Here is a 23,005-nt window from a genome sequence, read left to right on the forward strand (position 1 = left end):
ACACAGGCGGTTGAGCGCACGCCGAAGGGAGGCACAGCCGATCAAGCCCCCCGTGACGCTTCACGCTAGAGCCTGAACCGAGCACGACAAGCAAAGGGTCTTCACATGTAATGCAAAGGGATCACCCGGAGTGGGACCCAAGCTGACTTGTATCCACTGAAAACGGGCCTCGTGCGGGCCTCGGACAGTCGATCGATGATGGGCCGGGCGCGCATCAGCCGCACAGAGGTGCACTCCGGCGTGGGGCCCATGGGGAGGGGGGCGATCGGCGCCACGGGGATGTCTGCGACGCCGATCTCGACGGGCGGGTGGTCTCCGTGGTGGTCCGGCGCCGCCCCCCCGGGTCAGCCCACCACCTGCGGTATCGGTTCCGGGGCAGTTTGCGTACGACGTCGGCGGGCGGCGAGGCCGAGTGCGACGGTCGCGGCGGCCCCGGCGAGGGCGAGTACGCCCAAGGCGTTGGCCCGGGTGCCGAGGGCGGAGGTGAGAGCGAGGACCACGAGCGGGCAGATGAACTGGCCGAGGAAGAAGGAGCCCGTCCACAGGCCGGTGCCCCGGCCGCGGTCGGCGAAGTCGAGCCGGGACATGGCGAGGGTGAGCAGGCTCGGCAGCATGATGCCGCCGCCCAGGCAGTTGATCACGGCGCCGAGGGTCAGTACGACAGGATCGGGAGCGAGCCAGATCACCGCGAAGCCGAGGGTGCACAGGCCGAAGGCGGTGGGCAGCCAGTCCTGAGGTCTGCGGCCGGACCTGGTGAAGACGACGGCGCCGATCACGACTGCGGCGCTGGAACCCGCGCCGGCCAGCCCGATCACCGCGGTGTTGCTCACGCCCATGTCGTCCAGGAGGTACGCCATCTCCACCTGGACGGTGTAGAAGAGGACGGCACCGAAGACGGTCAGCGTGCAGGTGCCTGCCAGCGGACGCCAGGGGAAGGGCCGTGCGGCGATCGGCTCCGGGGTGGTGGTGGGGGAGGGGCTGTCCGCGAGTCCGTCCGGTCGGGGACGGGGCAGGTACGCGGCCATGGCGGGGGCGAGCAGCAGGCTCACGGCGTAAGCCCAGAACGGCGCGCGCCAGCCGGCTGATCCGGCCGCACCGCCCAGGACGAAAAAGGCCGTCGCGGAGATCGAGGCGAACATCGTCTGCATCGCGAGATAACGGTCGCGTTGCCGGCCGGAGTAGTAGTCGCCGAGCAGCGTGGTGCAGCAGGTCATGATGGCGGCTTCGGCGACGCCGACGAGGGCGCGGCTGGCGACGATGGCGCCGAGAGAGTCCAGCCACAGGGGAGCCGTGCCGAGGATCGCGTACACCACGGTTGCCATGACGAGCAGGCGTTTACGGCCGAGCCGGTCCACGAGGACGCCGGCGAAGGGGGCCAGCAGCGCCAGCGACAGGGCGGGGATCGTCAGCGCCATGGGGACGAGCGCGTCGACGCCCGGCACCTCGGCGAAGTGGTCCTGCATCTGCGGCAGGACGGGGGCGATGAGCACGGCGCCCAGGATCGGCAGACAGACGCCGGCCATCAGGAGCGTCAGCCTAAGACGGTGTCCGGGACCGGACACCGTCTGCTCGGACGGGGCGTCCGTGGCCGCGTCGGACGGTGGGAGCGGGAGCGGGGACATGGGTGCTGGCATGCGGGAACTCCACCTGGCGTGTCGGGAGGGGGACGGATTGGCACGCGGCCGTTGTGGCCGGGCCGCCCGGTATCCGTGGCGGCCTTGGAATCGGCCGCCGGCGCGCCGCCGGGCGTCGCGGCGGGTCGGCTCGCCGGGCGTCCGCACGGTCCCGGCAGCTTGTGGCGGTGCGGCTCCGGCGCCGGGTTGAGACGACTATGGGCCAAGGCACCGATCGCGCCTAGCCCTCATCCGATCGATATCGAAGATGCGGATCATCCAGGGCCTGGATACAAGGCCCGTGCGGGGCCCGCTGGCTCGGCGAAACAACCACCGACAGCACGGCGAGCCAGCCCTGTCAGTCGGCTTGGGGGAACAGCCCGTCAGCTCGTTGGGACGGCGGAGCCACGGCCGGGTTCGGACACGGCCAGCGCCGCTCCCACCCGGGCCGCGGTCTCGCGCAGCCAGATGTGGGCCGCGTCGTGGGTGTGCACCGGATGCCACCACAGCGCTTCATGGAGAGGGACCGCCTCGTAAGGCGCTTCCATATGCCGTACGGCGGCCACCCCGCTCAGCAACTCGGCCAGACGCTGTTGCATCAGGGCGATCCGCCGGGTGCCGGCCACCAGGAGGGGCAGCGCCTGGAAGCTGTCGACGAAGACCTCGACGCGGGGTTCGACGCCGAGCATGCTCAACTGCCGGGCTGCCGGAGCGTCGTAGGCCCGCTGGTAGACGACCCAGGGCAGGCGTGCCAGGTCGTCCATGGTCAACCGGTCGCCGACCTCGTCGTTGGTCTCGGCGACGAGGAACACCCAGCGGTCGGCGAACAGTTCCACGGCGGGGAAGCCGCTGATGACACCGTGCGGCATCAGCAGTCCGTCGGCCGTGCTGAGCAGCGTTTCGGTGTCCTCCGTGACGTCGCCGGGCGTCCGCTGGAAGCGCAGCCGTACGCCCGGGGCCTCGGCGTGCACCCGCTGGGCGAGTTCGGCGCCGAAGACGCTGAGTGCGTAGTCGGAGGTGAGCAGAGTGAACTCGTGTTCCTCGCTGCCGGGGGCGAAGTCGGCCCTGCTCGTGAAGACACGTTCCAGCAGGTCGCATGCGGTCGCGGTGCGGTCCAGCAGGGCGCGGCCGAGGGCGGTCAGTTCGTACTGTCTGCCGACGCGTGAGATCAGGTCGTCGTCGAAGTGACGGCGCAGGCGGGCCAGTGCGGCACTCATGGCCGGTTGGCTGAGCCCGACGCGCCGCCCGGCTCGGGTGACATTGCGTTCCTCCAATAGCGCCCGCAGGGACAGGACGAGGTTGAGGTCGAGGCCGGAGAGGGACACGACGCCTCCAGAGCTGGGCCGCCCGTAGGGATATTTACCAGGCGGATGATCAACATCCTAAGAATCTATTTCCCAGATTACTGGGTGAGGCCCCAGATTGGTCCCACCGAAATCTGGAGGACATTCCCGTGAAACCCGCAGCCGCTTCCGCGTCCTTCGCCGGCCCCTTCGCCCTCGGCTGGCTCTCCGCCCCGGACCAGGCGCCATTCCCCGCTCTCGTTACCCCCGGGGGACGCGTGCTGGATCTGCGAGCGGCCTTCGCGGAGCCCGCCCTGACCAACCGGGAGATCCTCGAACGCTGGGACGACGTGCTCCCTCGGCTGCACGAGCTCGCGGCCGACGCGACGGCCGATTGGCGACCGTTGGAGGGCCTGCGCGTGCATGCCCCGGTCGAGCCCCGCCAGGTCTTCCAGTCCGGCGCCAACTACCGGCAGCACGTGATCGACCTGGAGGTCGCCCACCGCTCGCCCGACGACCCGCGCACGGACGAGGAGGCGCGTGCGGAGATCGCCGCGATCATGGACCGCCGGGCCGCCGAGGACCTGCCGTACGTGTTCATCGGGCTGCCGAGCGCGATCACCGGCCCCTACGACGAGGTCGTGCTCCCCTCCTGGGCCGAACAGCCTGACTGGGAGCTGGAGTTGGCCATCGTCATCGGCAGGCCCGCCCAGCGGGTGTCCGTCGAGGATGCGCTGGATCACGTCGCCGGGTACACGATCGCCAACGACCTCACGGACCGGGCGACGGTCTTCCGCCGGGACATGAAGGCCATCGGCACCGACTGGCTGCGCAGCAAGAACGCGCCCGGTTTCACCCCGCTCGGGCCGTGGATCGTGCCGGCCGAGTCCATCACCGACCCGGGCGATCTGCGGGTCACCCTCAAGCTCAACGGCAACACCATGCAGGACGAGTCCACCAAGGACATGCTGTTCGGGGTCGCGCGGCTGGTGTCGTACATCTCGCAGACCGCCCAACTCCTGCCCGGCGACCTGGTGTTGACGGGCAGCCCGGCAGGGAACGGCATGCACTGGGGCCGGTTGCTGCGCGACGGCGACGTCATGGAGGCCTCCGTCACCGGGCTAGGCGCGCAGCGCACCCGCTGCGTGGCGGAGGCGCTGTGAACCGCCACGACCCCGAGGGCGCGATCGCCGAGGCCGCCAAGACGTACTCCAACTGGGGACGTTGGGGTGCGGACGACGTGCTCGGCACGCTGAACTTCCTCGACGAGGCCAAGCGCCGCGAAGGCGCGGCACTGGTCCGGAAGGGCGTCAGCTTCTCGCTGTCGCAGCGGTTCGACATGAACGGCCCCCAGAAGGGCTGGCGGCGCCGCACCAACCCGGTGCACACCATGCTCGACACCGGCACCGACGCCGCCCTGGGGAACCAGGGCTTCCCGCACGGCATCGGCGGCGCCGACGACGTGATCGCCATGCCGCTCCAGTGCTCCACCCAGTGGGACGGGCTCGGGCACATCTTCGACCACGGCAAGGCGTGGAACGGCCGCGACGCCGCGACCACGGTCACCTCCGAAGGCGACCTCGTCACCGGCATCGAACACATGGCCCCGTACGTCGCCGGACGCGGTGTCCTCCTCGACGTCGGCCGGGTCATCGGCGACGAACGCGGAGAACTGCCGGACGGATTCGCGATCACCGAGGAGCACCTGACCGCGACGGCCCGGGCGCACGGCGTGGCCGTGGGACGCGGTGACATCGTCGTCGTCCGGACCGGGCGGCTGGCCCGCGCCCGCCGCGAAAGCTGGGGCGACTACGCCGGCGGCGACTCACCCGGGCTGTCCTTCACCACAGCCGGTTGGCTGCACGCGAGCGAGATCGCCGCGATCGCCACCGACACCTGGGGCTTCGAAGTGCGGCCGAACGAGTTCGACGCCGCCTTCCAGCCGCTGCACCAGGTCGCCATCCCCAACATCGGCCTGCTGATCGGCGAGATGTGGGACCCCGACCCCCTCGCCGACGACTGCGCGGCCGACGGCGTGTACGAGTTCTGGCTCACCGCCGCACCCCTGCCCATCACCGGAGCCGTCGGCTCCCCCGTCAACCCGGTCGCCGTCAAGTGACCCGCCCAACAAAGGAGTTGGCCATGGAAGCAACGAGTCGAAGAAGGAGAGTCCTGGTCGTCGGAGGGGGCACCTCCGGCAACGCCATGACCGTGCTGCTGCGCCGGGCGGGCATCGACGTCGACCTCGTCGAGGCCAGGCCGGACTGGAACGTACGCGGCTCCGGCATCACCCTCCAGGGCAACGCCCTGCGCGTGCTGCGCGAGCTCGGCGTCTGGGACGAGGTCCGCGAGCAGGGCTTCGCCTTCGACTCCCTGGGCCTGACGACCCCGGACGGCACCGTGCTCCACGTCGGCGACGTCCTGCGCACCGGCGGAGACGACCTCCCCGCCACCCTGGGCATGCAGCGCCCGGTGCTCCAGAGCATCCTCGCCGACGCCGTCCGGGCATCCGGGGCCACCGTCCGCCTCGGCACCACCGCCGAGATCCTCACCCAGGACGACACAGCGGTGACCGTCCGCCTCAGCGACGGCACCGAGGACCGCTACGACCTCGTCGTGGCCGCCGACGGCCTGAACTCCGCGACCCGCGCCGCCATCGGCATCGACGCCAAGCCCGAACCGACCGGCATGTCGATCTGGCGGGTCCCGGCGCCCCGCCCGGCCGGCGTGGAACGCAGCGCCCTCTCCCACGGCGGACCCTGCTACATCGCCGGCTACACGCCCACCAGCCAGGACACGGTCTACGCCTATCTGGTCGAGGCCAGCCGCGACCGCGCCGCCATCCCGCCCGAGTCGTACGCGCAGGAGATGCGCCGCCTCGCCGAAGGATACGGCGGTCCCTGGGACGAGATCCGTGACTCGATCACCGATCCGGCCCAGGTGAACTACACCTGCTTCGACCGGATGCTGGTGGAGGGGGCCTGGCACCGAGGCAGGGTCGTACTCGTCGGCGACGCCGCCCACTGCTGCCCGCCCACGATCGCCCAGGGCGCGGCGATGGCCTTGGAGGACGCCTCGGTGCTGAGCCGGCTGTTGGCCGGCGGGTCCACCTGGGACACGGAGCTGTTCACGCGCTACTACGAGCGGCGGATCGACCGGGTCCGGACGGTCGTCGAAGCCTCCGTGCTGATCGGGCAGTGGCAGCTCGACGGGGTCCAGGGTGACGTTCCCGGCCTGATCGACGCCACGATGACCACGCTCAAGGAGCTGCCGTGACGGGCCGTCCTCCGATGCGCGCCGCCGGGGCAGGTCCCCAACCCGGCCGCCGCTCCTCCTCGAACGCCGACACGCGCCCGACCCCGACCGTCGACGTACACGCACACATCCTGATCCCCGAGGTCGAGGCCCTCGTGGCCGGCCTCTCCGGACTGGTCGAGGCCAGGGACCTGGATGCCCGCCGTAACGGCCCCGCGTCCCTCGCGGTCAGCGGCCCCATGGTGCGCGCCGTTCTGCCCAGGGCCACCGACGTGCGCCTGCGGCTGGCCGCGATGGACGCGCAGGGTGTGGACGTGCAGCTGATCAGCCCCTCGCCGTCGCACTACCACTACTGGACGGACGAGGAGACGGCCGAGAAAGTCTGCCGGCTCGCCGCCGAGGCCACGGCCGCACACTGCGCCGAGGCACCCGACCGGCTGCGCGGGCTCGGCCTGGTCCCTCTCCAGCACCCGCAGCAGGCGGTGCGCGCCCTCGACCAGGCCCTGGAACAGGGGCTGCTGGGCGTCGAGATCTCCAGCCACGCCCCGGGACGGGAGCTGTCCGACCCGGCGTACGAGCCCTTCTGGGCCCGGGCCGCGGCGACCGGCGCGATCCTCTTCCTGCACCCCTTCGGCTGCACGCTCGACGAGCGTCTGGACCGGTGGTACCTGTCCAACACGGTCGGTCAGCCCGCCGAGAACTCCGTCGCGCTCTCGCACCTGATCTTCTCGGGGGTCCTGGACCGGCACCCGGAGTTGAAGCTGATCGCCGCGCACGGCGGCGGCTATCTGCCCACCCACATCGGCCGCTCCGACCACGCCTGGTCCGCCCGCTCCGATGCGGGCGCGGACTGCGCCCACCTGCCCAGCAGCTACCTCAAGCGCCTGTACTTCGACTCCCTGGTCCACGACCCGCACGTCCTGCGGGCACTGATCGGCGCGACCGGCGCGGACCGCGTACTGCTCGGCTCCGACTTCCCCTTCGACATGGGCACCGAGGACCCCGTCGGCGCACTGCGCGCCGCACGCCTTCCCGACGCCGACTTCCACGCCGTCCGCGGCGGGAACGCGGCGGCCCTGCTCGGCCTGACCTGAACCCACAGAGAAGGACCCCCACCATGAGCGCATATCCGCTGACGCATCTGCGGCATGTCGACCTCGCCGTGCCCGACTACGACAAGCAACTCGACTTCTACTCCGGCGTCTGGGGCCTGACCAAGGTCGCCGAGGACTCCGGCATCTCCTTCCTCGCCGCCGAGGGCAGCCCCGAACAGTACGTCGTACGGCTGCGCAAGGCCGAGGAGAAGCGCCTCGACCTGGTCTCCTACGGCGCCGGCTCCGCCGCGGACGTGGACACCCTCGCCGAGCAACTGCTTGCGGGCGGCGTTCAGTTGATCTCCCAGCCGGGCAAGGCCGACACCCCCGGCGGCGGTTACGGCTTCCGCTTCTTCGACATCGACGGCCGCACCATCGAGGTCCTGGCCGACGTGGACGTACGGCAGCACCGCAGGATCGAGGAGAAGGAGTCCATCCCGGTCAAGCTGTCGCACGTCGTGCTGAACTCGCCGGACCTCGACCGGACCCGTGAGTGGTACGAACGTCACCTCGGCTTCCGCCACTCCGACACGCTCAGCTCGCCGTACGTCGGCGACGTCATGCACTTCATGCGGATCAGCAACCAGCACCACTCCATGGCCATCGCCAAGGGCCCGCACACCTCCCTGCACCACGTCTCCTTCGAGATGCGCGGCCTGGACGAGTACATGCGCGGTTCCGGCCGGGTGATGCGGGCCGGTGTCCAGAAGGTCTGGGGCCCCGGCCGGCATGTGGCGGGTGACAACACCTTCACCTACTTCCTCGACCCGCACGGCAACACCGTCGAGTACACGACGGAGTTGGAGCTGTTGGACGAGGACACCTGGCACCCGCACGTCTACGACTTCTCCCAGCCCGAGGTCACCGACCAGTGGGGCACCGCCAACCCCATGAACGAGCTGGTCGCGAAGGAGTCCTTCAACGACGTCGACCGCGGCGTATTCGTCGCCCCGCCGGTCTGACCCCGGCCGGCCCAAACCCCGAACCCGGGGACACGGCGGCCCTGTCAACCCCTGACCGCCAGCCGCGTCCCCGGTCCACCCTCCTCCCCGACAGCCGGAGCCCGGAGCCGTCCATGCGTTTCGCCACCTATGAACACCGAGACCACCGTCAGGTCGCCGTCGTGGAGGAGAACGGCACCCTCCACCCCGTCCCCGCGGCCCCTTCACTCACGGAACTCATCCGCTCCAGTGACGGACTCGGCGCGCTGCTGAACACCGGCGCCACCACGCTCGACGCCCCGCCGGGCCCCCATGTCTCGGAGGTGCGGCTGCTGCCGCCGCTCGAGCCGCCCACCATTCGGGACTTCGTCACCTTCGAGGAGCATGTCGAGGGCGTACGGCGGTCCGTGGACGGGACGGGCGGCATGCCCGACGCCTGGTACGACGCGCCGACCTTCTACTTCACCAACCCCTACGCGCTGATCGGCGCCCACGACGACGTCCCCGTGCCGCCCGGCAGCAGCGTGCTCGACTTCGAACTGGAAGTCGCCGCCGTCATCGGCCGGGAAGGCCGGGATCTCACCGCCCAGCAGGCGCGCGACCACATCATCGGTTACACGATCTTCAACGACTGGTCCGCGCGCGACCTCCAGTCCCGGGAGATGCAGGTCCGCCTCGGCCCGTGCAAGGGCAAGGACACCGCCACGACCCTCGGCCCGTACCTGGTGACCGCCGACGAACTGGAGCCGTACCGGGACGCCGACGGGTTCCTGCGCCTCGGGCTCACCGCTGCCGTCAACGGCGAGGTCGTCGGCAAGGACCTGCTGTCCAACATGAGCTGGACCTTCGAGGAGATGGCGGCCTACGCCTCCCGTGGCACCGTCGTCCGCCCCGGCGACGTACTCGGCTCGGGCACCTGCGGCAACGGCGGTTGCCTCGCCGAACTGTGGGGCGTGCGGGGCGAGCAGTCACCGCCTCCGCTGAAGCCCGGCGACACGGTCACGCTCACGGTGGACGGCATCGGCACCGTCTCCAACACCGTGATCGCCGGCAGTGACCCGGTGCCGCTGCCGACGGCCCGTCGCCGCACCCGGGAGCGGCCGTGACCGGCCCGCGCCCCGAGCGACTGCTCGGCAAGGTCGTCGTCGTCACCGGCGCCGCGCGCGGCCAGGGCGCCGCCGAGGCCGAGGCCCTGACGCGCGAGGGCGCCCACGTCATCGCCACCGACGTGTCGGAGGCCCCCAGCTGCCGCCTCCTCGACGTCACCGACGACAAGCAGTGGGCGGAGCTCGCCGCCGAACTGCGCGCGACGTACGGGAGGGTGCACGGCCTGGTCAACAACGCGGGCATCACCTGGCGGGCTCGCCTCGGCGACGTCACCCCCGACGACTTCGCCCGCGTCCACGCCGTCAACGTCACCGGCCCGCTGCTGGGCATCCAGCATCTCGCACCACTGATGCCGCCCGGGGCGTCCATCGTCAACGTGGGCTCCACCGCCGCCCTCACCAGTCACTACCCGGTCGCCTACACGACCAGCAAATGGGCGCTGCGTGGACTGTCGAAGACGGCCGCCATGGAGCTCGGCCCGCGCGGCATCCGCGTCAACACGATCCACCCCGGTTTCATCGAGACCGAGATGACCGCCTCCGCGGCGCCCGTCTTCCGAGAGGCGAACATCCGAGAGACCCCGCTCGGCCGCACCGGAACGGTCGATGAGGTCGCCCCGCTCGTCGTCTTCCTTCTGTCCGACGAGTCCTCGTTCATCACGGGCGCCGAGATCCCGGTCGACGGCGGCCTCACTGCACACGGCGGTGTCAAGTCCATCGCGGACACCATGAGTTCGGCCGCGGCGCCGGGGAAAAGCGAGGGCTGAAAGGGACCCGTTCTCATGAACAACAAGGTGACGCGTCCGCTGAAGAGCCGGTCGCCGACATTTCCGACGGCGCGTCACTGGCCGTCGGCGGCTTCGGCCTCAGCGGCATCCCCGAAACCGTGATTGGCGCCCCTCACGAGCAGGGCACCACCGGCCTCAAGGTCGTGTCGAACAACTGCGGCATGGACGACCGCGGCCTGGGCGTCCTGCTTGCCGCCGGCCACATCGCCCACGTGACGGGCAGCTACGTCGGCGACAACAAGGAGTTCGCCCGTGAGCACCTCTCCGGCGAACTGAGGTGGAACTGGTGCCGCAGAGCACGCCGGCCGAACGGTCGCGGGCCGGCGGTGCAGGCATCGGCGCCCAAGGAGACCCGCGACTTCCGCGGCCGGCCGCACGTCCTGGAGCGGGCCATCACCACCGACTTCGCCCTCACGGCAACCTGATCCTCCGCAAGGCATCGTGCTGGCGGCGGTACGCCATCTGAACAGGCTGGAGCTGGCTGGGGAGACGCTGCGGGCCGCGCTGAAGGCGCTCGCCTGCGCGGCCCCGGGTGCGGGACCAGGGTCGCGGGGGGGGGGGGCAGGTCGTAGCGGCTGACGGCCAGGTACGTTTCGGGCGTCGCCGATTCGAGGAGATCCTCGTCGCCCTCCCGGTCGAGTTCCGGTTCCTGGGAACGGCGCAGCAGGTCACTCCAGTTGCTCGCCTCACCCCGCTCGTAGGCGTCGCGGAGCAGGGGCCGTAGCCGTGGGCGGGCTTCCTCCTGCTGTTCGCGGAAGATGCGCCGCTGTGCGAGGCGCTGTTCTTCCTGGGCTTCGTCGCTGAGTTCCTGGTCAGCTGGGGGCTGGTCCTCGGCGCGTAGTCCCGGGGTGCGCAGGGCGATGGCGAGGTCTTCCTCGTAGAGGCGCTCGCAGGCGGCGAACAGCTTCCGGGACATGCCGAGGTGGACCTCTGTTCCGGGGATGCGACAGCTCAGGAAGTCGTCGAGGCCCATGGAGCGGATTCCTGCGCGCAGGGTCTGCTGCTCCGCGCCGGTTCCGGGCCCTGGTCGACGGAGACGGTCCGGTGACGCAGCCGCTGCAGGCGCGATCGGCATACACGACGCCTTCGGTGAGGGCACCGCGGCCGCAGTGGAGGAGCACGAGGCGACTACCGCGCCATTCGCGACGGCCGACCCGACGAGGCCGCCGAGGCGACGGCCGTACATCTCGACCGGACGCTGGAGGACTACCGGCGGGAGATCCAGCGGCGCCTGTTCGGCTGACCGGGAGCCCCCACCCGCCGGTGGGCGGGCTCGCCACCTGGCGGGGCATCGGCGCAGCGTGGGTCAGTGCTCAGCCCGGGGTTGCTCACGCTGTTGCCGCGTAGAGAGAGCCGCTGCCCGCAGGGCACGCACGGCGGGCAGGTCACGGTTGGCCGGGAGCCACACGAGGAAGGAGACCGACTCACCGAGTTCGGGGACATCCACGTAGACGAGGCCCGGGCGCGGATAGAGGCGGCGTGCCGAAGCCGGAAGGAAAGTGATGGCCCGTTTCTGCAGGACCGCCAGGACCATGGCCTCGGTGTCCCGGACCACGGGTCCGAAGCGGACCGCGGTTCCGTCGGGCCGGGGGTTGACGGTGAGGTGGTCCCACCAAGTACGGGGCACTTCCCGTGGCATGTCGACGACCATGCGGTCCTCGAGCTGTGCCAGCGTCAGCGTCTCCTCGCCGGCCAGGGGGTCGTCGCCCGCCAGGCACACCACGCGGGATTCCGTGGCCAGTTGAAGGCTCTGGAAGCCCGAGGGCAGCGGACCGCGCAGGAAGGCCGCGTCGACCTCTCCGCCGGTCAGAGAGTCGAACTGCTGGATGAAGCCGAGGGTGCGGACCTCGACCTCAAGCTGGGGGTGGTGCTCACGCAGATCGGCGAGGACCATGCTGGCGTGCGGCATGGCGGCCTCGGCGCCGAGCGACCCGACCCGCAGCCGTCCGGTCATCGCCCCGGCATGCGAGTCGGCCACCTGCAGCAGCCGATCCAGCCCCTCGACGACGGCCCTGGACTCCTCGGCAACCGCACTCCCCGCGGGCGTCAGTCGTACACCCCCGCCTCCGCGTTCGATCAACGAGACCCCCAGCCGCTCCTCCAGCGCCCGGATCTGCTGACTGAGCGCGGGCTGTGAGATGAACATGCGGGCGGCAGCCCGTCCGAAGTGCAGTTCCTCCGCTGTCACCAGCAGCAGGCGCAGTTGATGAACACTCGGCTCACGCAGGCGTCCTCGGCGGCTGTCCCCGGCAACCATAGAGATGAGGTTATCGAATCATCGATTTATCCTCCAAGCTGCTTCTCTGGCGTGGTCGGCCTGTCGCGGGACACCATGGCAGGGCGAGATCGGCACCGCTTCGCAGTCCGACCAACTGCGATAAATCAGGGGGATGTTCCATGCGTCGTACCCCACATGTCCGATGTGGTGGAGAAGTCCGCTTCCGATGCGGCACGGGCATGAGCCCGGAGCGTCCCGCCAGCCGTACGCCCGATGGCCTGCACCGCGCATAGCGCCGTGCGCGATCAGGAGCCCACAGCCACGCCATCGGCACACGACCAAGCGCTCGACGACACCCGTCGAGCCGGAGGCTGGCAACCCGCCGACCCATCGGGAAAGAGGCACCCTTGCTCCGGTTGCATTTCACCGCCGAGGACCTGAAGAAGGTCCGGCTCCTGCGCGATCCTGACCCCACATGGGAAGTGATCTGCAGCTTGTGCCGACTGAAGACCGACGAGGGGCAGACGGCATTCGGCGCGTGGCGCAGTTCGACGCGCCATCTGTTGCACAGTGACGAGAGACTGCGCGCGGCTCTGTCCCCGCTACGGGGGTTGGTGCCCAGCGTCGGCTACATCCCCGACTTCCTGACCCCCACCGCCACCGACGGACTCCCGGCGGCGCTGGACGCCATCAGCATGACTTCACGCCGCGAGGTAATACAGCAGCTGACCAGACTGGACGCGGCTCAGCGCACGATCGGCAGACCGGGCACGACACCACGCCCGGACGACACAGACCCTTCCGCGGTCGCCGGGGCACTGGGAACCTACTTCGAGACGACGTTACGGCCACACTGGCCACGCATGCGAGCTGTGGTGGGAGCCGATGTCGAGGCACGCACCAGGGCGTTGGTCGACGGCGGAGTCCAGAAACTCCTCGACGGTCTGGCTCCCCTCGCACGGTGGCGGGACCCGGTCCTCGAAGTGGACTACCCGGTCGACCGTGACGTGTCACTGAACGGTCGGGGGCTTCTCCTCGTCCCCTCCTTCTTCTGCTGGCGGCGCCCGACGGCCCCGGCCGACCCGGAACTCCCGCCCACTCTCGTCTATCCGGTGGCCAAACAGCCCTGGGACCTGGCCCAGGCATGGGGGACAGGGGCCGCTCGTTTGCTCGGCCGCACGCGTGCGGCCATCCTGTCCGCCGTCGCCCGCCGGGACGGTCGCACATCCTCGGACCTCGCTCACGCCGTGGGTGTCGCACAGTCCAGCATCTCGTACCAGATCGCGGTCCTGCGCGAGAGCGGTCTGGTCAGCAGCTGTCGCACGGGAAAGAGCGTTGTCCATTCGGTTACCCCGCTCGGCCTGCGGATCCTTGACGCCGGCTGACCGCAGGACCCCGGTCGCGAGGTCGTGGACCCGGCACCGACAGTGACCCGGTGACGTGGCCGTTTCCTCGCTCCACGGAGGAAGCGCTTTCGAGTCGACGACCGCGCAGGAAATATTCCGCTGTCGCAGTTCCCTCCGGCCAATCGGACCAGGTCACAGAGGTGCCTTCCATGCCGCAGAGGCGGTGGACGGGCGGCCGAAAGGCGACTCGTGAATTCGACGAGGATCGAAACGATGGCGGCGGGTCTCCTGCACGCGAAACATGTCGTGGACAGCGGATCGACCAACCGCTGTGGCACGCGACGGAGGTAATGGCGTGATGGCCATGCGAAACGGGGCAGCAGCCTGTGCGATCACGGCCGTTGCGGTGGAACGCGGCACACTCGCGACCACAACACTGTGTGCCGCCGATACCAGCGCCGTCTTCCTGTGAGAGCGCTGCCCCCAAAAAACGAGCTCGTTCTCTCCTCGGCCTCAACGGGCCGAACTCAAACGTGCATCCGATGCACGACTCATGTGGAACTCGTCAACCCAGGAGGAATCACCGTGACTCACGCACCTGCTCACGACACTCAGGTTCGCCCCGAGAGCCGGTCGTCCGCCGAGGACGACCTCGACCTCGTCATCGGCGAACTGGAGCAGCAGATCCCGGACCGCACCGGCGCCGCGGCCAACACGTGTATCGGCTGGTACTGCGTCTGACCCTGACCACAGCCGCCACGCCCCACTGAAGAACACGCGGTGCCGCTCGGCGACATGCCGGGCGGCACCGCGCACGGGAGGCACACCGCCATGAATGAGGTGCTGTGGGACACGACACCGCCATCCGGTTCGGAGCACAGGCGTCCGCATGACTCGGTCGCCGCCGCAAGGGTGGTGGAGGCCGTACGGGCAGGCAACGCCGGCCGGTTGTTCCCCGTAGTGATGCGACCCACCGACGACGGTCTACTCGCGCACGAGCGCTTCTTGACGGGGGACAGCGATGCGGCCGTCCTGGCGGCGGCCTTCTCCTCGCCCCGGTTCGCCCCGCTCACCGGCCTTCTCGACGCCCTCGACACCTGGTGTCACCGGGCCACGGAGCGGTACGGCGACCTGCTCGCCCCCGGTCTGCTCGACGTGACCGACGGCGGCCTCTTCGGTCCGCTCGTGACCGAGGCCTTCACCGCCTGTGCCGCGGGCGTCCCCTATGCGGCCGACGAGCAGCACGTCCGCTGGACGGCTTTCCTCGACCAGTTCCTGCAACGTCTCGCCCGGGATGTCACCGACCCCTGGTTCGGCCGGCCCTCCCTGCGAACACCCGTGACGGCCATCGAGGCCCAGGACGGGGAGACACACAACGGGCGCCGCAGGATCCTGCGCGTGAGTATGCGCGGCGGTGGCACGGTCGCCTACAAACCCCGCCCGCCAGGTGGCGAACTACTCTTCCTCGCGCCCGACGAATCTGTCTTCGCCTTCCTCAACTCTCTGCCGCCTGTGACAGGACCGGTCGTCCTCCCCGTCGTGCGCGGTACGGCGGGCACGGGTCCCGATCGGCTGGAGTACACCTGGCAGGAGTGGATCGAGCCGCCGTCGCAGTGGGGGACGATCCGCTCTGCCTCCGGAAGGCGGCTCACCGGGACCAGGCTGGACCGCCGACAGGCGGAGCGCTTCTGGCATCGAGCAGGGTCTCTCGCGGCCGCGGCCTTCCGGTTCGGCATCGTCGACCTGGGTGAGAGCAATGTCCTTTCCGGGACCAGGCCCGGGCAGCAGGACCCCCTGTACTACCCCGTCGACCTTGAAATCTTCCTCGCGCCGCTGCAACGTCTCTACGACACCGGGCTGATCGCCGATGCCGAAGCCGGGGACCATCATCACCCGGGGCTGGAGGACCAGGCCCGCTGGTGCGCCGTGGACGGTCCCGTCGCTCACTTCACCGAGACCGCCGGCGGTGGCCTGCGACTGGTCAGGCGGACGCGGCCCTGCGTGCGCCCGCAGACCCGCGCGGTGGTCGCCGACACTCAGGGCCGCACCGGATACGGGCCCTACCTCTCCGTCTTCCTCCGGGGCATGTTCGACGCCTGGACCCTCATGTGCCGCCACCACGACGCGATCCGTGGCTTCCTGGCACGCGCCGGACAGGACCGTCACGTCCGCGTCCTGCTCAGACCGACAGCGCAGTACACCGAGGTGCTCGCCGACCGGCTCACCGGGACGGGACCGGGCATCGCCGCGCGACCCGATGCCGAGCACGACGCAGTCTTCGGCCCGGACGAGGGCGCTCAACTCGACGTGATGGACGTCCCCTACTTCTTCCGCCCGGTCCTCGGCGGCCCATTGATGCGCGTCGGCCCGCCGCACACTCCGGTGTCGGTGCGATCGTCCGCGCAGATGCCACCGTCACTCGCCGTACGTGACGGCCGGGGCCACGATCTGGCCGGGCTCGGTGTGGCACTGCGTGATGCGACGCATTACGTGTACGACCGTGTGGTGCCGTGCGCCCTCCAGTCAGACGGAGCACGGGTCCGGCTCTCAGACCGGAACACCGGAGAGGTCGGATTCGACTGGCCTGAGGCCCGGCGCCGGGTCGTTTACACCTGGGATCGGGACACTGTCAGGATCCGCACCGAACCGCTCGCCCGCCCCGCTCTCGCTCTCGACGTACGACGCCGTCTTCTGGCGATCGACCGGGTGGACGCGGCCCTGCGCACCCGTTGGGCAACCTCCGGCTTCAGCGACAAGGAGACCGGGGAGAGGCTGCAGAGCCTGACGGGTGCGGCCGCCCGCTGGCTGGAGGATGTGGTGAAACGGCACGGCTGGCCCGGGCGGGCGCTTGTCGGTCCGGCCGGGGCAGCCGCGGCCTGCCGGCTCGTCCAGCACGCCGAGGGACCACTGGAATTCCAGCACGAGTGCCTCCGGCTCATCGAGGAGGCCGCCCGCAACGGCGATCTGCCCTGGCGGCAGGTGGCCTACGTGACCGACGCGCTGCGCATCCGGGACGCCCGGCCGCAGCTGTACGGGACCAAGTTCCGCCTGCAGGAAGGAAAACTGGAGCCGTGGCCCATCGAGCAACCCGCCCGGGTGGACGAACTCCGGCGCGGTCTGAGGATGGAACCGCTCGCCCGCTACGCCAGCCGCTTGCGCAGCCGGTACCAGCCGCAGAGCGGCTGAGTGAGTCCCGGTGGGACCTCTTCGCCGCTCGAACATGGGAGCGGGAGCCCGGGGTCGTACCCGCTCCGGGTGGCCAGGGCGTTGTCGACGCCGACCGCGCCTACACGACGGTGGTGGAAGCGGCGGGGCCGTTCCGTGCCGGGACGCGGTTCCAGGCTCTGCCGGACGTCCGCTTCTTCGTCGACGGCGGCCGGATCCGGGCGCCGGGAGACCTGCTGCCCGGCCCGCAGGACAGCACCGTCGAGCGGTACGGTGAGCGGCTCGATCATCGGATGGACGGACGGGGCCGGCTGCTCGTGGTGGAGCAACCGCTCGTACTCGACCACGCCCTGTGGGCACACGTGCGCTCACTGGTCACACCCCTGTGGGATCGGATCGGGTATCCGGTCCTGCCGGTCGTCACGGAACTCGTCCTCGGCGAGCGGTTCACGGAGGGCGACAGCCCCCCACATGAGCCGCGGCACTCGACGCTGATCTGGGTGCTGCACGGCACCGTGACCGCCACCCCTCGGGATGCACTGGCCGGGCCCGTCCTCACCGCCGGGACCGGCGACCTGCTGCACCTGCCGGCACGCATGCCACACCGCGTGCACTTCGGGTCGCGGACCTTCGCGATGCGCCTCCTGGTTCCGCGCGAGCCCCGGCTGCTGAACTCGGAGGTCAAGGACGTCGTGGCCGGAATGATGGACAGACAGCGCGGCCAGGGACAGGTCCCGTACCTCCCGGTCCCTCCGGGCGAAGTGCCGACGCCACCGGATGTGCCCGAACTTGGGCGGACGGCAGAGGCGTTGCGCGAGGCGACCGCGACGCCACACCTCAACCATGCTCTGAGTGCCGTATGGGCACGACGGGTCAGCGCCGCCGCACTGGAACCGGCCCCCGGCCCGCGACGCCCCGTCCGTCTCTCCCCGGATGACCGCTTGCGGCCGGCCTCCGCCGTGGTTCGCATGCCCCTCGACGACAGCAGGACATGGCTGTGGGCGATCGACGGTCATGCCTTCCATCTGCGCGGCAACCTGGGCGAGCGCGTCCTGGACCGGCTGCGCCAGGGCGACATCCCCACCGTCCGGCAACTGTGCGCCGTGGCCGGACCGGAGCGTGAGGCATCGGTCCTGGCGCTGCTGGAGAAGCTGTACACGCTGCGCGCCGTGGACGTGGACGTGGACGTGAATGTGGACGGACAGGAGAACTCGGCGTGAGCGTGTCTGTGGCGGAGGAGACGGAATTCTCCTGGAACACCTTTGTGGATCGGTACTGGGACCGGTCTCCCGTGCTGTTCCGGTCCCTGCCCCTTTCCCCCGCGCCATTCGCTGCGGGGGAGGTGTTTCGTGCCGCCGTCCACGGCAGCCGGTCCGCGCACTTGGACGGGCGTATGCCGTCCCATGTGCAGTTCATGGTCGAGCGGATCCAGCGGGACCTCTCGGACGATCTGCTGCCCGCTACCGAGGACGGCTCCTTCGACGCGTACGACGCCCGCCTAGCCGCTCGCCTCGACGGACGTCGCCACGCACTCGTGGTCAATAGTTTCCACACTTTCGACACCGCGCTGTGGTCTCGCGAGCGGGCCTTCTTCGCGGGTCTGTGGGACATCGTCGGCCTGCCTCTGACGGGCGCCATCACCACGTTGTTCCACGGCACCTACGAGCACAGCCCCGTGGGTGTGCACAAGGACCGTTTCGCCACGTTCATGTTCGGTCTCCGTGGCCGCAAGCGCATGCGGTTCTGGCCACGCAAGCCGTGGGACGAGCCCGTCTCCACCAAGGTCGACTACGCCGACCACTGCGGTGAGTCGTTCACCGCCGATGTCGGCCCCGGCGACCTGCTGTACTGGCCGGCCGACTACTACCACGTCGGCGAGAGCGCCACGGCGGCTCCCGCGACGAGTGTCAACGTCGGCGTGCCCCGGGACGACCACCATGTCGGCTACGAGCTGGAGTCTCTGCTCGCCGACCTCGACCCCAACCGGCTCACCGGCGGGAGCAGCTTGGACAACCTGCTCCCCGTCCACGACGTTCCCGTGACCGCGCCGGGTCCGGGCGTCGATGGCCTCCTCTCACCCACGCTCCCCGAAGGGCTCACCACACCGGTGGAAAGTCTGCACGCTTACGCCCAACCGGACCGGATGGGCCGCCGCGTCACCGCCGTCTCGCTGCGCCGCTGGACGGCCGGTGGGTTCGAACCCGTGCCTGCGGCCACCCCGCCACGTCCTCTCGCCGACACCGACCTCCTTCGAGCCGACCGCCGTGCTCGCATCTTCTGGGGCGCGGACGGCAAGGGCGGCACTCTCTGTGCGGCGAACGGTCACCACACCCGGACGTCGCTCGGGTGTGGTGAGGTGTGTCAGTTGGTCCGGGTGCTGGTTTCGGGGGGTGGGGTGGCGGTGGCTGTTGTGGTGGGGGGTGTCTCGTCGGGCGTCCGGCGTGATGCGGCGCGTGTTCTGTTGGAACGGTTGGAGAGCTTCGGGGTGCTGCACCGCGAGTGACCCCACCCGCAAGGTGGAGGCCGCCAGCAGCACCGCAGCCAACAACCGCGAACCACCAAGCATGGGGTGGGGTTTGGTGTGTGGGGGTTCATGTGGTGGTGATTGGGCTTGATTCGCTTTGACGGACATTCGAGATCAGGGGTTCTGCCTCGGGAGGATGTTCATCATGGAGAGCATGGGGAAGAAGAAGCCTCGCCCTTGCCGTTCGTTCACGCCGGAGTTCAAGGCCGAGATCGTCGAGCTGTGCCGGCGCGGTGACCGCTCGGGTCGGTCAGATCGCCAAGGACTTCGACCTGACCGAGACCGCGGGCTGTGGGTCGGCCAAGCTGAGGTCGACGCGGGCGAGGGCGACGGTCTGACCAGCAGTGAACGCGAGGAGTTGGAGGCCTTGCGGCGGGAGAGCCGCCGACTGCGCGAGGACGTCGAAGTCCTCAAGCGTGCGTCGGCTTTCTTCGCGTCAATGTCAGGCTGTTGGCGACCGGTGGATGGCCACAGGCCGAAGTCGTCCTTGGCGGTTGGTCCTTGATGTGCCGCTCTCTGGTGGCAGGATCCTGTCGACCGGTGGGCTGGCTCGTTTCTTCGCTGCCCCGCGAGGCGGTGGCTTGTCGGCGATGTGCCGCCCGCCGGTCGCAGGATGTCCGGTGCGGTGTGGCTTGATAGGAGCGTGCCGCTGGCCCGATTGAGGCGTGCCCCTGACACCGGACGATCACCTGAGCATCCGGCATCGTCACAGGGAGGCGCGTTGATCGTCGTCGGAATAGACGGACACAGGAACACACACATGCTGGTGGCGGTCGATCCGCTCGGAAAGCGGCTGGCGGAACTGACCGTGGCCGCCAGACCCGTCGGCCATCTCAAGGCGTTCGCTTGGCTGCACGGCTTCGGTCCGGTGCTGGTAGCAGTCGAGGACTGCCGCCACTTGACCCGTCGGTTCGAGGCCGACCTGCTCAATCGCGGACACGCGGTAGTACGGGTGCACACCCGTCTGATGGCCGGCGCATGACGTTCCGCCCGAGAGCGCGGGAAATCCGACCCGATCGACGCCGAGGCGGTGGCCCGGGTCGCTCTGCGCGAGCCCGACCTGCCCGGGCGTGCCTGGATGGGCCGAGCCGGGACATCGAACTGCTGGTCGACCACCGGCGCACCCTGGTCGCTCAGGGCACCGCGATCGGCAACAAGCTGCGCTGGTTCCTGCACGAACTCGACCCCGAGCTGGCAGTCGCCTCTCGCCGCCTGTGCCGCCTGTGCCGCCTGTGCCGCCTGGACCACCTGGCCCAAGCCCTGATCCAGCATCACGGGATGCTCGCGGCCATCGCCGCCGAACTGGTCACGGACTGCCGCCGTCTCTCGGAACGAATCAATTCGCTGGAGAGCCAGATCCGTCGTTTGGTCACCGCCCGAGCACCGCATCTGCTGGCGATCCCCGGCTGCGGTGTCCTGAAGAACGCCTGCCGGCAGCGTCGTCCCACCCGTCCGGTGATCTTCCACCCCGATCGCGGCTGGCAGTACACCAGCCAGCAATTCGCCGCTCTGGCGAGGGAGTTCGGGGTCCGCCTGTCGGTCGGTCGCACCGGCCAGTGCTGGGACAACGCGCTCGCCGAGTCGTTCTTCGCCACCATCAAGCGCGAGTTGCTCGGCACCGCCGCCTAGCCCAGCCGGGCCACCGCCCGCACCGCGATCTTCGAATTTATCGAGAGCTGGTACAACTTGCACCGTCTGCACAGCACCCTCGGCTACCTCAGCCCCGCCGAAAACGAGGCCGCACTCGCAGCCTGACCACCACACCAATGGTGTCCGTCAAAGCGGAGCAAGCTCACACTGGAGCCTTGTCGTCAAGGACCCCGGCACCGCCAAGCGAGGTAGGTTCGAGGCTGGCGACTTCGGCAGCTGCACCGCGACCGGGGCCATCGCCCGGCTGAAGGACATCGCCGGCGTCACGGTCGACGACAAGTCCGCCAAGAGCCTCGCCATCCTCTCCATGTGGCGCAAACGCCCTCCAGCACTACGGACTCGAGACTCCTTCCCGCGCTGCCGGGCGCGAAGGCCACCGCGGTCGAAGAGGGCCTGGTGTCAATCGGGATGAAGGTCTGCCAGATCAAGACCTTCATCGACACGCGGCCGAAGCGGCTGGACGCCGAGTTGAGGGACGTCTCGAACCGCACGGTGGAGTGTCCGTTCTGCGGATCATTGGCCCCTGGTCGTCGGCCATGGGCCAATCTCCCCGTCGTGCCGCTTCTGCCACACCGCGTGGAATGAGGCCACATTCGCGGCCGCCGACTACGTAGAGGTATTCAGCCCGGATGCGGAGGCTGCACTCCAGACGTGCCCGACGTGCAGCAACTTGGCTTTGGTCGTCGACTGGGCAGGTGTCCTACACGCGGCCGAGCTCAAACATTTGTGCTTCGCGTGCGGCGAAGCCTTCGACCACTTGGCGCAGTGCCACGGGTGCTTGGACATGTATCTGCCCTCGCCCGACGAAGACGTTCATCCGTGCAAGGACTGCCTCGCCGCTCGGCTGGAGAAGTTCTGATTGCTGACCATGATCAACGGCAATGACCACAGCGACTGAAGCTACCGAGCCAGACGATAGCGTCTACGGCGCCGAGCTGTCCTCGGTCGACTGGTGAGCTCGCATGTTTGAGGTGTCGCGTGTTCGCGAGCCGCCTGATGCAACGCAGACGGTGAGTCACGGCTGACTCGTTCTGTGGCTGGTGGACCACCGTCGGCTACGGGCGGGTAGCGTGGGCGACGGCCTCGGCGATGGCGGCGGCCAGCGGTTCGGGGGCCTCCACCGGAAGGAAGAACGCCGAGCCCGGGATCGTCACCAGACGGGCGCTCGGGCAGGTCTCCAAGGTGCTGCGCTCGGCGTCGGTGAGCCCGCCGTCGCCCTTCTCGGCGTGGATGGTCCAGGTCGGCACACCGGCCTGGCACAGCCGGACGGCCCGCTGCTCGTCCCGGCGCAGCCACCGCGTGTACTCCAGCAGGATCCACCGCATGACCGCTGGGTCGTTCCTGTCGAAGTCGGTGCGCAGTTCGGCCTGACGCTCCGTGGACATTCGCATGCGCTTGAGCATCACCCCGGTCGCCTTGCCCAGCAGCCTCACCGGGATGCCGCCGAGTACGCGGCCCAGCCCCACGAGCGCGCGGAAGAACGCCGGTTCGTCGGGGGAGCTGAGGCTGACGCCCGACAGCACGACCGGCCCGGTGAACGCGCCGGAGGTGACCATCTCCACCGCGACGCACGCGCCCATGCTGAACCCGACCACGACGTCCGCCCGAATCTCGGCCGCCAGCTCCGCCGAAACCCGTGCGTAGGACGCCATGCTGCAGTCCTCCAGAGGTGCCGCCCCTGCGTGTCCTGGCATGGTCGCGGCCACCAGTCGCAGCCGTCCAAGCACGGGTTGCGCCATCACCTCCGCGAACGAGTCGGCGCTGCACATGCCCCCGGGAAGCAGCAACACCGTGTTGGCGGCATCTGCTGGGCCGGATTCGCGCAACTGCCAGTCAGTGCCCATCACCCATCGTCTCCTCCCTGAAGGCTGGCGCGTTACGGCTGAGCACCCAATCGGCCAGAAAGGCGGCCACGGTGGAACACTCCTTGTTCCACGCTAGAAGCCTTGATCGTGCTGCGCGACCGGCGGGCAACCGGAGGCGGCCCCCGGCTTGCCTGGTACTGGCGGGCTCGCGTGTTCA

At 69.7% G+C, this 23,005-nt stretch carries 19 protein-coding genes and 2 pseudogenes; 17 read left to right on the forward strand and 4 right to left on the reverse strand.

Translation table 11 applies throughout. The features are described from left to right. Positions 1–344: 344 nt before the first annotated feature. Together OG241_RS50075 and OG241_RS50080 are read right to left on the reverse strand one after the other, a co-directional pair. Positions 345–1,634, reverse strand: coding sequence for an MFS transporter (locus tag OG241_RS50075; RefSeq protein WP_405825926.1), 1,290 nt, complete (start codon positions 1,632–1,634; stop codon positions 345–347). Positions 1,635–1,996: 362 nt separating this feature from the next. Further along, positions 1,997–2,938 carry a LysR family transcriptional regulator gene (locus tag OG241_RS50080; protein WP_405825928.1) on the reverse strand — a complete coding sequence of 314 codons (942 nt, stop codon included), beginning with the start codon at positions 2,936–2,938 and terminating at the stop codon, positions 1,997–1,999. 128 nt (positions 2,939–3,066) lie between these two features. On the opposite strand from OG241_RS50080, the gene OG241_RS50085 reads away from it, so the two are divergent. From OG241_RS50085 to OG241_RS50125, 9 genes and pseudogenes are all read left to right on the forward strand, one after another. Further along, entirely contained in the window at positions 3,067–4,059 is a 993-nt protein-coding gene (locus tag OG241_RS50085) for a fumarylacetoacetate hydrolase family protein (RefSeq protein ID WP_405825930.1), read from the forward strand. Continuing rightward, positions 4,056–5,015 (forward strand): cyclase family protein, encoded by a 960-nt coding sequence (locus OG241_RS50090; RefSeq protein WP_405825932.1) that lies wholly within the window; start codon positions 4,056–4,058, stop codon positions 5,013–5,015. The genes OG241_RS50085 and OG241_RS50090 overlap by 4 nt, the downstream gene beginning before the upstream one ends. A gap of 23 nt (positions 5,016–5,038) precedes the next feature. Further along, positions 5,039–6,172 (forward strand): FAD-dependent oxidoreductase, encoded by a 1,134-nt coding sequence (locus tag OG241_RS50095; RefSeq protein ID WP_405825934.1) that lies wholly within the window; start codon positions 5,039–5,041, stop codon positions 6,170–6,172. A 14-nt stretch (positions 6,173–6,186) separates the two neighbouring features. After that, a complete protein-coding gene (locus OG241_RS50100; protein ID WP_405826875.1) occupies positions 6,187–7,245 on the forward strand; it encodes an amidohydrolase family protein in 1,059 nt (352 codons plus the stop codon). A 23-nt stretch (positions 7,246–7,268) separates the two neighbouring features. Further along, complete coding sequence (locus tag OG241_RS50105; protein WP_405825936.1) at positions 7,269–8,207, forward strand: VOC family protein; 939 nt, start codon at positions 7,269–7,271, stop codon at positions 8,205–8,207. A 113-nt stretch (positions 8,208–8,320) separates the two neighbouring features. Continuing rightward, positions 8,321–9,292, forward strand: coding sequence for a fumarylacetoacetate hydrolase family protein (locus OG241_RS50110; protein ID WP_405825938.1), 972 nt, complete (start codon positions 8,321–8,323; stop codon positions 9,290–9,292). Next, positions 9,289–10,059 (forward strand): SDR family NAD(P)-dependent oxidoreductase, encoded by a 771-nt coding sequence (locus OG241_RS50115; protein WP_405825940.1) that lies wholly within the window; start codon positions 9,289–9,291, stop codon positions 10,057–10,059. Before OG241_RS50110 ends, OG241_RS50115 begins: the two co-directional genes overlap by 4 nt. Then, positions 10,056–10,505 (forward strand): CoA-transferase, encoded by a 450-nt coding sequence (locus OG241_RS50120; protein ID WP_405826877.1) that lies wholly within the window; start codon positions 10,056–10,058, stop codon positions 10,503–10,505. The genes OG241_RS50115 and OG241_RS50120 overlap by 4 nt, the downstream gene beginning before the upstream one ends. 633 nt (positions 10,506–11,138) lie before the next feature. Then, positions 11,139–11,323: pseudogene (locus OG241_RS50125) on the forward strand (FCD domain-containing protein); the annotation flags it as partial. A 63-nt stretch (positions 11,324–11,386) separates the two neighbouring features. Here OG241_RS50125 and OG241_RS50130 read toward each other — a convergent pair. After that, on the reverse strand, positions 11,387–12,337 hold the full coding sequence (locus OG241_RS50130) for a LysR family transcriptional regulator (protein WP_405825942.1): 951 nt from the start codon (positions 12,335–12,337) through the stop codon (positions 11,387–11,389). A 368-nt stretch (positions 12,338–12,705) separates the two neighbouring features. Here OG241_RS50130 and OG241_RS50135 point away from each other — a divergent pair, with 368 nt between their 5' ends. The 8 genes and pseudogenes from OG241_RS50135 to OG241_RS50170 all read left to right on the forward strand — a co-directional run. Then, positions 12,706–13,683, forward strand: coding sequence for an ArsR/SmtB family transcription factor (locus tag OG241_RS50135; protein ID WP_405825944.1), 978 nt, complete (start codon positions 12,706–12,708; stop codon positions 13,681–13,683). A 546-nt stretch (positions 13,684–14,229) separates the two neighbouring features. Next, entirely contained in the window at positions 14,230–14,385 is a 156-nt protein-coding gene (locus tag OG241_RS50140) for a hypothetical protein (protein WP_405825945.1), read from the forward strand. A gap of 90 nt (positions 14,386–14,475) precedes the next feature. Beyond that, complete coding sequence (locus OG241_RS50145; RefSeq protein WP_405825947.1) at positions 14,476–16,830, forward strand: DUF4135 domain-containing protein; 2,355 nt, start codon at positions 14,476–14,478, stop codon at positions 16,828–16,830. Between the two features lie 113 nt (positions 16,831–16,943). Then, positions 16,944–18,029 carry a hypothetical protein gene (locus OG241_RS50150; protein WP_405825949.1) on the forward strand — a complete coding sequence of 362 codons (1,086 nt, stop codon included), beginning with the start codon at positions 16,944–16,946 and terminating at the stop codon, positions 18,027–18,029. Then, entirely contained in the window at positions 18,026–19,312 is a 1,287-nt protein-coding gene (locus OG241_RS50155; RefSeq protein WP_405825951.1) for a JmjC domain-containing protein, read from the forward strand. Before OG241_RS50150 ends, OG241_RS50155 begins: the two co-directional genes overlap by 4 nt. Positions 19,313–19,469: 157 nt before the next feature. Next, a complete protein-coding gene (locus OG241_RS50160; protein WP_405825953.1) occupies positions 19,470–19,838 on the forward strand; it encodes a transposase in 369 nt (122 codons plus the stop codon). 255 nt (positions 19,839–20,093) lie between these two features. Continuing rightward, on the forward strand, positions 20,094–20,315 hold the full coding sequence (locus OG241_RS50165) for a hypothetical protein (protein WP_405825955.1): 222 nt from the start codon (positions 20,094–20,096) through the stop codon (positions 20,313–20,315). A gap of 476 nt (positions 20,316–20,791) precedes the next feature. After that, positions 20,792–21,088 (forward strand): annotated as a pseudogene (locus OG241_RS50170) (integrase core domain-containing protein); the annotation flags it as partial. A 950-nt stretch (positions 21,089–22,038) separates the two neighbouring features. Here OG241_RS50170 and OG241_RS50175 read toward each other — a convergent pair. Further along, positions 22,039–22,827, reverse strand: a complete 789-nt coding sequence (locus OG241_RS50175; RefSeq protein WP_405825957.1) for an alpha/beta fold hydrolase — start codon at positions 22,825–22,827, stop codon at positions 22,039–22,041. Positions 22,828–23,005: the final 178 nt, after the last annotated feature.

The organism is Streptomyces sp. NBC_01390, from assembly GCF_045040105.1.
Taxonomy (GTDB): Bacteria; Actinomycetota; Actinomycetes; order Streptomycetales; family Streptomycetaceae; genus Streptomyces.